Below are 13659 nucleotides of genomic sequence, written 5' to 3'. Positions count from 1 at the left end.
GTGTGTTATAATTTATTGTATCATAAAACGGAAAGAAAGCAGTCATCATGGAAATAAAAGCGGTCTTTTTTGACATTGACGGAACCTTGGTCAATGATAGTCGAATGGTTTTAAAGTCAACTGAAAAAGCCATTCGCGCCTTAAAGGAACAAGGGATTTTTGTTGGTTTGGCGACAGGGCGAGGACCGTTCTTTGTCCGTCCTTTTATCGAGCGTTATGACTTTGATTTCGCAGTCACCTATAATGGTCAGTATATTTTTACCAAGGACAAGATTTTATCTGCCTCTCCGATTGATAAGAAGAATCTTCGTCTCTTAATTGAATATGCAAAGAAACATCGCATCGAAATCGCCTTAGGAACAGAAGATGGAGTCGAAGGCTCTCGCATTATGAGTTTTGGCCTGAGTCCGATTTCTCAATGGTCTGCACGTTTTGTACCGAAAGGTTTTTCGAAGGCAGTTAGTCAGGGCTTCAATAAGGTAGTCAGCAAGGCTGTTCCTCAGGATCAAAAGCAACTGCTACAAATTGCTCAAGGACCGGTTTATCAGGTTCTCTTATTAGCTAGTCCCAAGGACACCCAAAAAGTTGAGCAAGCTTTTCCTGAATTAAAATTCACTCGTTCTAGTCCCTTTGCGGCAGATGTCATCAACCCTGATAACTCAAAAATGGAGGGGATTCGGATTGTAGGAGAAGCATTTGGCTTCTCGATGGACCAAGTTATGGCCTTTGGAGATTCTGATAATGACATAGAGATGCTTTCGGGTGTCGGTCTGTCAATTGCGATGGGGAATGGGACCAGCAAGGTCAAAGAAGTGGCTCAGCACACAACGACTAGTAATACCAAGGACGGAATTCAAAAAGCGCTGGAACATTTTGGAATTATTACGGATCAGACTCTTTTTGTCAGTCGCGACGACCACTTTAATAAGGTCAAAGCCTTCCATCAACTCATGGATGGTCAAACTCAGGAAGAACCAAAGGCCTGGGACAATCAAGAGGCTCTTTACCGAACCATGTTTAAGCAGGAAGAATTGGTTGAATTTATTCGGGCAGCTAGTAAGGATGAAGCAATCTTCGATCGTTCAATTGAAAAATTGCATCAAGCTCTAGATGAGGCAGCGAATAAGGTTCGCAGCAAGCATCCCGCCGAGATCTCCATGGTAGGGCAGGTCGATGCCTTGATTGATACGCTGTATCTGACTTATGGTAGTTTCGTTCTAATGGGGGTCGATCCTGAAGAGGTCTTTGAGATTGTTCACCGCGCCAATATGGGGAAAATTTTCCCAGATGGTCAGGCTCACTTTGATGAAGTCACGCATAAAATTTTAAAACCAGACGACTGGGAAGAAAAGTATGCACCTGAACCAGCTATTCAAAAAGAGCTGGAACGGCAAATCAAAGCTTATCAAAAACATTGCTCTGAAAAGACAGTAGAATCTGAAGAAAATAAAAGAGAGTGGGACAGAAATCGGTAATTCGTTAGAATTCGATTTCGTCGTCCCACCTCCGCACAGTTGAGTAGGGCTGTAAAAGCTGATGAAATCAGCGTAGTAGAGCCCACTCAACCACTGCGTCTTGCTCGACAATCCAAAGACAATTGAGAGGCTAGGACTTTTGTCCCAGCCTCTTTGTTTTTTATAAAGTTTATAAGGTCTTTTCGGTCTCACGAACCACTAACAAATCAACTTTGGCATGGCGGAGGATGTATTCAGAAGAAGAGCCAACTAGTAAACGTTCAAAAGCATTTAGACCAGTCGCCCCAACCATGATGAGATCAACTTCCTCTGCTTCAGGGATATCAGTCGCTAAGAGGACTTTTGGATTTCCCATTTCGACCACTGAAGCAATATTTTGGACACCGGCTTCTTTTGCACGTTTGATATAACCTTCTAATAGTTCATTAGCCTCTGTTTGGAATCCTTCATACACTTCGGCATCAAAACTAGAGACACTTGGTAAGCCACGTGTATCAACGACATGAGCAAGGGTAAGTTTTGAACCGTTTCGCAAGGCTACATTCACACCTTTCTCAAAAGCGAGTTCAGCTTCGCGAGATCCATCAACTGCAACCATAATGTTTTCGTATTTTTGAGACATGTTCCGTCCTCCTTTAGTGCTTGAAAACGTGAAAATGAAATGGATGAGCCCATTTATGTTACCTATAATTATATTTTAAACTTTTTAGCATAGAAAGTAAAGGTCAAATAAGCTATCTATAGGATTTCATCGAGAATGAAAGAGGTTGCTCAGTTGTACTCAAGATTAACTAGTGGTATAATGGAAGCAGTTTGATAAAGTGAGGAAAAAATCATGAAAGAATACAATAAGTCCGTCAAGCTAGAGCACGTTGCTTACGATATTCGTGGTCCAGTATTAGAAGAAGCGATGCGCATGCGGGCAAACGGGGAGAAAATCCTTCGCTTAAATACAGGAAATCCGGCTGAATTTGGTTTCACGGCTCCCGATGAAGTCATTCATGATTTGATTATGAATGCTCGGGATAGTGAAGGCTACTCAGATTCAAAAGGAATTTTTTCTGCTCGCAAGGCAATTATGCAGTATAGCCAATTGAAAAAGATTCCGAATGTTGAGATTGATGACATCTATATTGGGAATGGTGTTAGTGAGCTAATCGTAATGTCCATGCAAGGTTTGTTGGATAATGGCGATGAAGTTCTCGTGCCAATGCCAGATTATCCTCTATGGACAGCGGCAGTCAGCCTAGCAGGTGGTAATGCTGTGCATTATATCTGTGATGAAGAAGCAGAGTGGTACCCAGATATTGATGATATCAAATCTAAGATCACCTCAAACACCAAGGCCATCGTCGTGATCAATCCCAATAACCCGACCGGGGCTCTCTATCCAGATGAGGTGTTGTTGGAAATCGTCGAGATTGCGCGTCAACATGGTTTGATTATCTTTGCAGATGAAATCTATGATCGCTTAGTTATGGATGGAGAAAAACATACTGCGATTGCCAGCCTGGCGCCAGATTTGTTCTGTGTTAGCATGAACGGTTTGTCCAAATCACACCGCATCGCGGGCTTCCGTGTGGGCTGGATGGTCTTGTCTGGACCCAAACACCATGTGAAAGGCTATATCGAAGGTTTGAACATGCTCTCTAATATGCGCCTGTGTTCAAACGTGTTGGCTCAACAAGTGGTTCAGACTTCTTTGGGAGGCTACCAGTCAGTGGACGAACTCTTGCTTCCAGGTGGTCGAATCTACGAACAACGGAACTTTATCTATAAGGCCATCAATGATATTCCAGGACTCTCAGCTGTCAAACCAAAAGCCGGTCTCTATATCTTCCCTAAGATTGATCGAGAAATGTACCGAGTAGATGATGATGAGCAGTTTGTCTTGGAATTCTTGAAACAAGAAAAGGTTCTCTTGGTTCACGGACGTGGATTCAACTGGAAAGAACCAGATCATTTCCGAATCGTTTACCTTCCTCGAGTAGAAGAATTGGCTCAAATTCAAGAGAAGATGACCCGTTTCTTAAAACAATACAAACGATAAGCAGATAGAGAGAGTGGGACAGAAATCGTTAATTCGTTAGAATTCGATTTCTTCGTCCCACCTCCGCACAGTTGAGTAGGGCTGTAAAAGCTGATGAAATCAGTGTAATAGAGCCCACTCAACTACTGCGTCTTGCTCGACAATCCAAAGACAATTGAGAGGCTGGGATTTTTGTCCCAGCCTCTTTTTTGACTGAGTGAAGCGAATATTTTGTTACATAAGGATAATTATTCTGAATTGAATAGAATTGTAGAAAAAATAAATAATTTTCAGATAATTTGATTGAAATTCCCTCGCTTATATGATATACTTTAGCTGACTATATGCGAGGTTTATTATGGCTAAATTATTAGAAAAAACGAGAAAAATTACATCTATCTTGAAGCGTTCTGAAGAACAGTTGCAAGACGAAATGCCTTACAATGCAATTGCCCGTCAACTGGCTGATATCATTCATTGTAATGCTTGTATTATTAATAGCAAGGGGACTCTCCTTGGTTATTTCATGCGTTACAAGACTAATAATGACCGGGTTGAGGCTTTTTTTGACAATAAAAAATTACCAGAAGATTATGCTAAAGCAGCTAGTTTAGTCTATGATACAGAGGCAAATTTAGATGTGGACCACGATTTAAGTATCTTTCCAGTAGAGACCAAGTCTGAATTTCCTGATGGCTTGACGACCATTGCTCCTATTCATGTATCTGGGATTCGCTTGGGATCTTTGATTATCTGGCGCAATGATAAAGAGTTTGATGACGATGATTTGATCTTGGTTGAGATTGCTAGTACAGTAGTTGGGATTCAAATGTTGAACTTCCAACGAGAGGAAGACGAGAAAAATATTCGTCGCCGTACTGCAGTCAATATGGCTGTGAACACCTTGTCCTATTCAGAATTGCGGGCAGTTTCTGCTATCCTTGGTGAATTGAAAGGAAATGAAGGACAGTTGACGGCTTCTGTCATTGCGGATCGGATTGGTATTACGCGCTCTGTGATTGTCAATGCGTTGCGGAAGCTGGAGTCAGCAGGAATTATTGAAAGTCGTTCGCTTGGGATGAAGGGAACCTACCTCAAGGTGTTGATCCCAGATATTTTTGAAGAAATTAAGAAAAGAGACTACTAATGACTAAAGCGTTAATTTCGATTGACTACACCTTTGATTTTGTAGCGGATGAAGGTAAGCTTACTGCAGGAGCTCCTGCACAAGCCATTTCTGAGAGCATTGCCCAGGTGACCCAGTGGGCCTTTGATCAAGGTGCCTATGTCTTTTTTGCTATTGATGCTCATGAAGGGAATGATCCCTTTCATCCAGAGAGCAAGCTCTTCCCACCTCATAATATCATTGGGACCAGTGGCCGAGACTTGTACGGCCCATTAGCTGATTTTTATCAGCAACATCAAGCTGATCCACGCGTCTTTTGGATGGACAAGCGTCATTATTCTGCTTTTTCAGGAACTGACTTGGATATCCGTCTTCGAGAACGTGGCGTCGATACTGTTGTTTTGACGGGAGTCTTAACAGATATTTGTGTCCTCCATACAGCGGTTGATGCCTATAATCTGGGCTATCAGATCGAAGTGGTCGCGCCTGCAGTGGCGTCGCTCACTCCTGAAAATCACCAGTTTGCTTTAAATCATTTCAAACATGTTTTGGGAGCAAAAGTTGTGAATGAACAATTAGAAGAATTGTAAGATTAGAGTTCGAGGAGAATGGCCTAATGCCTAGCCTTCCTCGGACTCTATTTTCTTGCCAAACTACCGCATAAATACTAAAAATATGGTAAAATAGAGGGTATTGAAAAATCATCATTTCACGAAAGGAAGCAAGATGAAAATTACGCAAGAAGAGGTAACCCACGTTGCCAATCTTTCAAAATTGAAATTCTCTCCAGAAGAGACAGCTGAGTTTGCGACAACCTTGTCTAAAATTGTCGACATGGTGGAATTGTTGGAAGAAGTGGACACAACCGGTGTGGCTCCAACAACAACCATGGCGGATCGTAAGACCGTATTGCGTCCGGATGTTGCTGAAAAAGGGACGGACCGTGACCGCTTGTTTAAAAATGTACCTGAAAAAGATAACTACTACATCAAGGTACCAGCTATCCTAGAAGATGGAGGAGATGCCTAATGTCATTCAACCATAAAACCATTGAAGAGTTACACGCTCTCCTTGTCTCTAAGGAAATTTCAGCAACAGAATTGACTCAAGCGACTCTTGACGATATCAAGTCGCGTGAAGAAGCAGTCAATGCCTTTGTGACGGTTGCAGAAGAAGCTGCCCTTGCACAAGCCAAGGCCATTGACGAAAAAGGAATCGATGCAGACAACCTCCTGTCAGGGATTCCACTCGCTGTCAAAGATAACATCTCTACTGACGGCATCTTGACCACTGCGGCTTCAAAAATGCTCTACAACTACGAGCCGATCTTTGATGCTACAGCAGTTGCCAATGCCAAAGCTAAAGATATGATTGTTGTCGGGAAAACTAACATGGATGAATTTGCCATGGGTGGATCTGGTGAGACTTCTTACTATGGACCAACCAAGAATGCTTGGGACCACAGCAAGGTTCCTGGGGGTTCATCCAGTGGTTCGGCAGCAGCTGTAGCTTCGGGTCAAGTCCGTTTGTCCCTTGGTTCGGATACAGGTGGTTCTATCCGCCAGCCAGCTGCTTTTAACGGGATTGTTGGACTCAAGCCTACCTATGGAACGGTTTCCCGTTTTGGTCTGATTGCTTTTGGTAGCTCATTGGATCAAATTGGTCCTTTTGCGCCAACAGTTAAGGAAAATGCCCTCTTGCTTAATGTCATTGCTAGCGAAGATGTTAAAGATTCAACTTCTGCACCAGTACGTGTAGCAGACTATACTTCTAAGATTGGTCAAGACATCAAAGGTATGAAGATTGCCCTTCCGAAAGAATATCTTGGGGAAGGAATTGACCCAGAAGTCAAAGAAACCATCCTCAATGCGGCTAAGCACTTTGAAAAATTGGGAGCAACAGTCGAAGAAGTCAGTCTGCCTCATTCTAAGTACGGGGTTGCTGTCTACTACATCATTGCTTCTTCAGAAGCATCTTCAAACTTGCAACGTTTCGATGGCATTCGTTATGGTTTCCGTGCGGAAGATGCTAAGAACTTGGACGATATCTATGTCAACACTCGTAGCCAAGGTTTTGGTGATGAGGTCAAACGCCGGATCATGCTTGGGACCTTTAGTTTGTCATCAGGTTACTACGATGCTTACTACAAGAAGGCTGGTCAAGTCCGGACCCTTATTATCCAAGACTTTGAAAAAGTCTTTGCGGATTACGATTTGATTTTAGGTCCTACAGCTCCAAGTGTAGCCTTTGATTTAGATTCACTCAGCCATGATCCGGTTGCCATGTACTTGGCGGACTTGTTGACCATCCCAGTTAACTTGGCAGGTCTACCAGGGATTTCGATTCCTGCAGGCTTTGCCCAAGGACTGCCAGTTGGTTTGCAGTTGATTGGTCCTAAGTATTCCGAAGAAACGATCTATCAAGTCGCAGCAGCATTTGAAGCAACGACGGATTACCACAAGCAACAACCCCTTATTTTCGGAGGTGACAATTAATGAACTTTGAAACAGTCATCGGACTTGAAGTCCACGTTGAATTGAATACAAATTCAAAAATTTTCTCACCAACCTCTGCTCACTTTGGGAACGAGCAAAATGCCAATACCAATGTGATCGACTGGTCTTTCCCAGGGGTACTTCCTGTCTTGAACAAGGGTGTTGTGGATGCTGGAATCAAGGCTGCCTTGGCGCTGAACATGGATATCCACCAGCACATGCACTTTGACCGTAAGAACTATTTCTATCCTGATAATCCAAAGGCCTACCAAATTTCGCAATTTGACGAGCCAATTGGTTACAACGGTTGGATTGAAGTGCAATTAGAAGACGGCTCAACCAAGAAAATCGGGATTGAACGGGCTCACTTGGAAGAAGATGCCGGTAAGAACACGCATGGAACAGACGGTTTCTCATATGTAGACCTTAACCGTCAAGGGGTGCCATTGATCGAAATCGTATCTGAAGCCGATATGCGTTCTCCTGAAGAAGCCTATGCCTATTTGACAGCTCTCAAAGAAGTGATCCAATACACAGGCATTTCTGACGTGAAGATGGAAGAAGGATCCATGCGGGTCGATGCCAACATTTCTCTACGTCCATACGGTCAAGAGGAATTTGGTACCAAGACAGAGTTGAAGAACTTGAACTCCTTCTCAAACGTCCGTAAGGGTCTTGAATATGAAGTGGAGCGTCAAGCGAAAATCTTGCGTTCAGGTGGTGTCATTCGTCAAGAAACACGTCGTTACGATGAAGCCAACAAGAGCACTATCCTTATGCGGGTTAAAGAAGGTGCAGCGGATTACCGTTACTTCCCAGAACCAGACCTTCCCTTGTTTGAAATCTCAGACGAGTGGATCGAGGAAATGCGTGCGGAGTTGCCAGAATTTCCAAAAGACCGTCGGGCTCGCTATGTGACAGAGCTGGGCTTGTCTGATTATGATGCCAACCAATTGACAGCGACTAAAGTGACTTCTGACTTCTTTGAAGCAGCGGTTGCCCTTGGTGGAGATGCTAAACAAGTGTCTAACTGGCTCCAAGGTGAAGTGGCACAATTCTTGAACGCGGAAGGCAAAACGCTGGAAGAAATCCAATTGACACCAGAAAACTTGGTAGAAATGATTGCCATCATCGAAGATGGAACGATTTCTTCTAAGATTGCTAAGAAAGTCTTCGTTCACTTGGCGAAAAACGGTGGCGGTGCGCGTGAATACGTCGAAAAAGCTGGATTGGTACAGATTTCAGATCCTGAAGTCTTGATTCCAATCATCCACCAAGTCTTTGCAGATAATGAAGCGGCCGTAGCTGACTTTAAGTCAGGGAAACGGAATGCGGATAAGGCCTTCACAGGCTTCCTCATGAAAGCAACCAAAGGCCAAGCCAACCCACAAGTAGCTCTCAAGTTACTTGCCCAAGAATTGGCAAAGTTGAAGGATAGTGAATAAAAGGAACAGGCACCTTTAGGTGTCTGTTTTTTTAGTACTTAATAAGTGGGTTAAAAATTTTTTCTATTTTCGAATGGAAAATAGTCATTTAAGATTTCAATCCATCTTGACAAAGTTTGTGAAAAGGCTTACAATATGATTGTCGGGTTTCCTGAAAGGGAATTGCAATTCATAGAAAAATAGGAGAATCATATGGAAACAATGAAAGCTGCCCGCTGGCATGGGAAAAAGGATGTTCGTATCGAGGAAGTGGAAGTCCCAGAAGTACAACCTCATCAAGTAAAGGTTGCGGTCAAATTCACGGGAATCTGTGGAACAGACTTGCATGAATACTTGGATGGGCCAATCTTCATTCCAACAGAAGAGCATGTTTATTCTGGTCAAAAAGCACCCGTGACCCTCGGTCATGAGTTTGCTGGAGAAATTGTTGAGGTTGGAAGCAATGTGACTCGTGTCAAAGTCGGGGATCGTGTAACAATCGAACCAATTTTGGCAAAACACAACTTAATTGGTGATTATAACCTCGATCCAAACTTGAATTTTGTTGGCCTTGCTGCAGATGGAGGTTTTGCTAAATATTGTGTCCTAGATGGAGATTTGGTCCATGTGATTCCAGATAGCTTGAGCTATGAACAAGCTGCTCTTACAGAACCTGCTGCTGTTGCCGTTTATGCAGTTCGTCAGTCTGCTTTGAAAACTGGGGATACAGCTGTTATCTTTGGTTTGGGCCCAATCGGTCTTTTGATCGTGGAAGCTCTCCGTGCAGCTGGAGCATCGAAAATTTATGCGGTTGAATTGTCTCCTGAACGCCAAGCTAAGGCTGAAGAATTGGGTGCCATTGTGGTTCGCCCAGAAGAAGGTGAATCAATCGTTGAAGCCATTCATCGTTTGACTGGTGGTGGAGCGGATGTTTCTTATGAAGTGACAGGGGTTCCTGTTGTTCTTGGACAAGCTTTGGCAGCTGTGCATAAGGCTGGTGAGTGTATGGTTGTTTCTATTTGGGAACGTGAAGCCAGCATCAATCCAAATGAATTCGCCATTCAAGAAAAGACCCTCAAAGGGATTATCGCTTATCGCCACATCTTCCCTAAAGTATTGGAATTGATGGAACAAGGCTACTTCTCTGCTGAAAAATTGGTGACCAAGAAAATTAAATTGGAAAATATCGTTGAAGAAGGATTTGTTGAATTAACACAAGACAAGGCCCAAATTAAGATTTTAGTTGAGCCATAATCTACCATACTTTTAGAATATAACCAGTCCATTTGGACTGGTTTTTTTAATGAGGGAGAACAATAGAAAAAGGTAGTATAAATTACGAAAACGCTTGCATAAATAATTTTAACATGCTATACTGGTTGAACACTAATCATTTTAAGGAGACATTTATGAAACAGAAACCTTCTGTGACAGGCGATAAACAAGTCGTCTATGCGATTCGTCGATTGAAAAATGGTGTTGGTTCGGTTGCGATTGCGACAAGTTTAGCCTTATTAACGGCCTTTGCTAGTCCGGTCAGTGCGGATGAAGCCATCAACACCCCTGCACAAGCCTCAGAAGTGGTGACAAGCCCTTCTAATGAAGAGGTGAGTTCTTCATCTGATGTGAAACAAGCTACGAAGACTGAGACAAGTGAAACCCCAAAAGTGGCGGATGAAAGTGTCACAGCGCCTAAAAATGTAAGCGCAGTCACTGAAGAGGTGGTAGCTCCTAAGTCTGAGAAGGCAGAGGAACCGATTGCTGATCAGACTATTCGGATTCACGTGAAAAAGCTACCGGAAGAAAACAAGGAAACGCAAGGCCTTTGGACCTGGGATGATGTTGAAAAACCATCGGAAAACTGGCCGACAGGTGCCCAATCCTTTAAGGATGCAAAGACAGATGACTACGGCTATTATCTAGATGTTAAGCTAAAAAATGAGCAGGCTAAGAAGATTAGCTTCCTCATCAACAATGTTAAAGGGGACAATATCACTGGGGACAAGTCAATTGAATTGCTCTCCCCAAAAATGAATGAAGCTTGGTTGGACGACAAATTTAAAGTCTATTCTTATCAACCTCAAGCAGAGGGAACTGTCCGAGTAAATTACTACCGGACAGATGGCAACTATGACAAAAAATCTCTCTGGTATTGGGGAGATGTAAAGAATCCGAGCAGTGCCGCCTGGCCAGATGGGACAGATTTTACAGCGACAGGGAAATACGGTCGTTACATCGATATCCCCCTAAAGGAAGCTGCAAAAGAATTTGGTTTCTTATTATTGGACGAGAGCAAGTCTGGAGACGATGTGAAGATTCGACAAGAAGATTATAAATTTACTGATTTAAAGAACCATAGCCAGATATTCTTACGGGATGATGATCCGACCGTTTACACCAACCCATACTATGTCAACGATATCCGTATGACGGGGGCTCAACATGTCGGTAAAGAAAAAATTGAAGCCAGCTTCTCGACCTTGGCTGGAGCACAGAAAGAGGAGTTGCTCAAGCGGACCAAGATCACGGATGCTCAGGGCAATCCTGTCACCATCTCGGACCTGCTTTTAGATGAGAAAGGCAAGAAAGTAACCTATACGGGGGATTTCTCACAAGTTGATCAGTCCTATACCGTTCAATACGATAATGACCGCTTTACGACCAAAATGAACTGGCGCCTCAAGGATGAAGCCTATAGCTATGATGGGACTCTTGGAGCTCATCTTCATGAAGCTGGGAAAAAAGTGGATCTCACCCTCTGGTCACCAAGTGCGGACAAAGTATCTGTTGTCGTCTATGATAAGAAGGATTCTGAAAAACTAGTTGGCCGTGTGGCTCTGGAAAAAGGGGAGCGAGGCACTTGGAAGCAGACTCTTTCAGGTGATTCAGGACTGGGAATCCAAGATTATACCGGCTATTTCTACCAGTATGAAATTGAACGCCAAGGGAAAACCTTCACAGTCCTTGATCCTTATGCCAAATCGTTGGCAGCTTGGAACAGTGAATTGGCCAAGACAGATGATGTCCATAAGGTAGCAAAAGCAGCCTTTGTTGATCCAAGTAGATTAGGTCCGAGTGACTTAACCTATGCGTCCATTCCAAACTTTAAGAAACGGGAAGATGCTATCATCTATGAAGCCCATGTCCGAGATTTCACTTCTGATCCGGCTTTGGCATCAGAGCTTAAGAGTCAATTTGGGACCTTTGCCTCCTTTGTTGAAAAATTGGATTACCTCAAAGACCTTGGTGTAACGCACATTCAACTCTTACCAGTTCTATCTTATTACCACGTCAATGAATTAAAAAACAACGAGCGCTTGTTAGAGTATGCCTCAAGCAATAGCAACTACAACTGGGGATATGATCCACAGAACTACTTTGCCTTGACAGGTATGTACTCAACCGATCCAAGCAATCCTCAAAAACGAATTGAAGAATTCAAGAATTTGGTCAATGAAATTCATAAGCGAGGAATGGGAGTGGTCCTAGACGTTGTCTATAACCATACAGCGAATGTCGACATCTTTGAAGATATCGAGCCAAATTACTACCATTTCATGGATGCGGATGGGACGCCTCGGACGAGCTTTGGTGGTGGACGCTTGGGTACAACCCACTACATGTCCAAACGGGTCTTGGTCGATTCGATCAAGTATTTAGTGGATACTTACAAGGTAGACGGTTTCCGATTTGATATGATGGGGGACCATGATGCGGCCTCTATCGAAGAAGCCTACAAGGCAGCCCGGGCTCTAAACCCTAATCTGATCATGTTGGGAGAAGGCTGGGTGACCTATGCAGGTGATGAAAACAGTCCTGTACAACCAGCAGACCAATCCTGGATGAAGAAAACAGACACGGTTGCAGTATTCTCAGATGATGTTCGAAACAATCTAAAATCGGGCTATCCAAATGAGGGACAACCAGCCTTTATCACCAATGGAAAACGGAAGATTGCGACTATCTTTAAGAATCTCATCGCACAACCAACCAACTTTGAGGCAGATAGTCCCGGTGATGTTATCCAATACATTGCAGCCCACGATAATTTGACCCTCTTTGATATTATCGCTCAGTCTATCAAGAAAGATCCTAGCATTCCAGCTAATAATGCAGAGATCCATCGTCGCTTGCGTCTCGGAAATCTGCTTGTCTTGACAGCTCAAGGCACACCTTTCCTTCATTCTGGTCAAGAATATGGTCGGACTAAGCAGTTCAAGGATCCAGCTTACCGCACGCCAGTTTCTGATGACAAGGTTCCAAACAAATCTCATTTGTTGGTAGATGAAAATGGAAAACCATTTGACTACCCTTACTTTATCCATGATTCCTATGACTCAAGTGATGCCGTCAACCACTTTGATTGGGAAAAAGCAACCAATGAAGCCCTCTATCCAGAGAATACGCGTTCTCGCGCCTTCACCAAAGGATTGATTGCCCTTCGTAAGTCGACAGACGCCTTCCGGATGGATAACATGGAAGAAGTGAAGAGCCGCGTCAAGCTCTTGACAATTCCAGGTGAGAATGGTGTGGAAGAAGAGGATCAGGTGATTGGTTACCAAATCACTGCAAGCAATGGAGAAGTATACTTAGTATTGGTCAATGCAGATACCAAGGCGCGTGATTTTGCTCTAGGAACTGACCTAGAACGCTTTAGAAATGCGGATGTTCTAGTGGATGGGGAACGTGCAGGTGTTATCAATTTGACTGATCCAAAAGGAATTTCTTGGACAGAAAGAGGCCTTCGACTAGATGCATTAACAGCAACTATCTTGCGCTTGTCTACTAAGGAAGAAGTTGAAAATCCTGTTCTCCCGGATCGTCCTGAATACCATACGCCGGTATCTCCATCTCCAAAGAAAGTCCTTCCTTCGCAAACTGCTCAACCGACGCCACAGCTTCTTGCTCAAAAGAAAGAAAATACAGAGGTTCAAGCTTTAGCTCCTCATCATGACTCCGTGTCAGTTGAAAATGGAGAAGAAGCAAGTCCAGCCCGCGCGCTTCCTCAAACAGGAGAAGCGAGCTCCAACCTCACCAGCTTGGCCGGGCTTCTACTTTTAGGTAGTCTCGGATTAGGGATGGCTAAGAAAGGGAGAAAAGAAGACTAATC

At 43.5% G+C, this 13659-nt stretch carries 10 protein-coding genes; 9 read left to right on the top strand and 1 reads right to left on the bottom strand.

What is annotated here, in order from left to right; all coding sequences use genetic code 11:
* Positions 1–47 precede the first annotated feature (47 nt).
* A complete protein-coding gene (locus DW738_RS05815) occupies positions 48–1475 on the top strand; it encodes a Cof-type HAD-IIB family hydrolase (protein ID WP_123159515.1) in 1428 nt (475 codons plus the stop codon).
* A gap of 169 nt (positions 1476–1644) precedes the next feature.
* Here the strand turns inward: DW738_RS05815 and DW738_RS05810 are convergent, their stop codons facing one another.
* A complete protein-coding gene (locus tag DW738_RS05810; protein WP_123160576.1) occupies positions 1645–2097 on the bottom strand; it encodes a universal stress protein in 453 nt (150 codons plus the stop codon).
* A gap of 213 nt (positions 2098–2310) precedes the next feature.
* On the opposite strand from DW738_RS05810, the gene DW738_RS05805 reads away from it, so the two are divergent.
* The 8 genes from DW738_RS05805 (at position 2311) to DW738_RS05770 (ending at position 13657) form a co-directional block, all read left to right on the top strand.
* The gene (locus tag DW738_RS05805; protein ID WP_120701670.1) at positions 2311–3525 is read left to right on the top strand and encodes a pyridoxal phosphate-dependent aminotransferase; all 1215 of its coding nucleotides are present in this window, start codon (positions 2311–2313) and stop codon (positions 3523–3525) included.
* A 337-nt stretch (positions 3526–3862) separates the two neighbouring features.
* Positions 3863–4651 carry a GTP-sensing pleiotropic transcriptional regulator CodY gene (gene codY / locus DW738_RS05800; RefSeq protein ID WP_023024217.1) on the top strand — a complete coding sequence of 263 codons (789 nt, stop codon included), beginning with the start codon at positions 3863–3865 and terminating at the stop codon, positions 4649–4651.
* Positions 4651–5220, top strand: a complete 570-nt coding sequence (locus DW738_RS05795; protein ID WP_123160575.1) for an isochorismatase family cysteine hydrolase — start codon at positions 4651–4653, stop codon at positions 5218–5220. The genes codY and DW738_RS05795 overlap by 1 nt, the downstream gene beginning before the upstream one ends.
* Positions 5221–5356: 136 nt before the next feature.
* On the top strand, positions 5357–5659 hold the full coding sequence (gene gatC / locus DW738_RS05790) for an Asp-tRNA(Asn)/Glu-tRNA(Gln) amidotransferase subunit GatC (RefSeq protein WP_002884769.1): 303 nt from the start codon (positions 5357–5359) through the stop codon (positions 5657–5659).
* A complete protein-coding gene (gatA, locus tag DW738_RS05785) occupies positions 5659–7125 on the top strand; it encodes an Asp-tRNA(Asn)/Glu-tRNA(Gln) amidotransferase subunit GatA (RefSeq protein ID WP_123160574.1) in 1467 nt (488 codons plus the stop codon). Before gatC ends, gatA begins: the two co-directional genes overlap by 1 nt.
* On the top strand, positions 7125–8570 hold the full coding sequence (gene gatB / locus DW738_RS05780; RefSeq protein ID WP_123160573.1) for an Asp-tRNA(Asn)/Glu-tRNA(Gln) amidotransferase subunit GatB: 1446 nt from the start codon (positions 7125–7127) through the stop codon (positions 8568–8570). Before gatA ends, gatB begins: the two co-directional genes overlap by 1 nt.
* A 192-nt stretch (positions 8571–8762) precedes the next feature.
* Positions 8763–9803 carry a 2,3-butanediol dehydrogenase gene (locus tag DW738_RS05775; protein WP_123160572.1) on the top strand — a complete coding sequence of 347 codons (1041 nt, stop codon included), beginning with the start codon at positions 8763–8765 and terminating at the stop codon, positions 9801–9803.
* A gap of 155 nt (positions 9804–9958) precedes the next feature.
* Entirely contained in the window at positions 9959–13657 is a 3699-nt protein-coding gene (locus DW738_RS05770; protein WP_123160571.1) for a pullulanase, read from the top strand.
* Positions 13658–13659: the final 2 nt, after the last annotated feature.

The organism is Streptococcus sp. AM28-20 (assembly GCF_003603595.1).
GTDB lineage: Bacteria > Bacillota > Bacilli > Lactobacillales > Streptococcaceae > Streptococcus > Streptococcus ilei.
This window is presented reverse-complemented; position numbering and strand designations above follow the sequence as displayed.

Coding starts and splice junctions, on each gene's coding strand:
- DW738_RS05805 (WP_120701670.1), top strand. CDS start 2,311: ATGAAAGAATACAATAAGTCCGTCAAGCTAGAGCACGTTGCTTACGAT.
- gatC (WP_002884769.1), top strand. CDS start 5,357: ATGAAAATTACGCAAGAAGAGGTAACCCACGTTGCCAATCTTTCAAAA.
- gatA (WP_123160574.1), top strand. CDS start 5,659: ATGTCATTCAACCATAAAACCATTGAAGAGTTACACGCTCTCCTTGTC.
- DW738_RS05810 (WP_123160576.1), bottom strand. CDS start 2,097: ATGTCTCAAAAATACGAAAACATTATGGTTGCAGTTGATGGATCTCGC.
- DW738_RS05815 (WP_123159515.1), top strand. CDS start 48: ATGGAAATAAAAGCGGTCTTTTTTGACATTGACGGAACCTTGGTCAAT.
- DW738_RS05795 (WP_123160575.1), top strand. CDS start 4,651: ATGACTAAAGCGTTAATTTCGATTGACTACACCTTTGATTTTGTAGCG.
- DW738_RS05775 (WP_123160572.1), top strand. CDS start 8,763: ATGGAAACAATGAAAGCTGCCCGCTGGCATGGGAAAAAGGATGTTCGT.
- codY (WP_023024217.1), top strand. CDS start 3,863: ATGGCTAAATTATTAGAAAAAACGAGAAAAATTACATCTATCTTGAAG.
- gatB (WP_123160573.1), top strand. CDS start 7,125: ATGAACTTTGAAACAGTCATCGGACTTGAAGTCCACGTTGAATTGAAT.
- DW738_RS05770 (WP_123160571.1), top strand. CDS start 9,959: ATGAAACAGAAACCTTCTGTGACAGGCGATAAACAAGTCGTCTATGCG.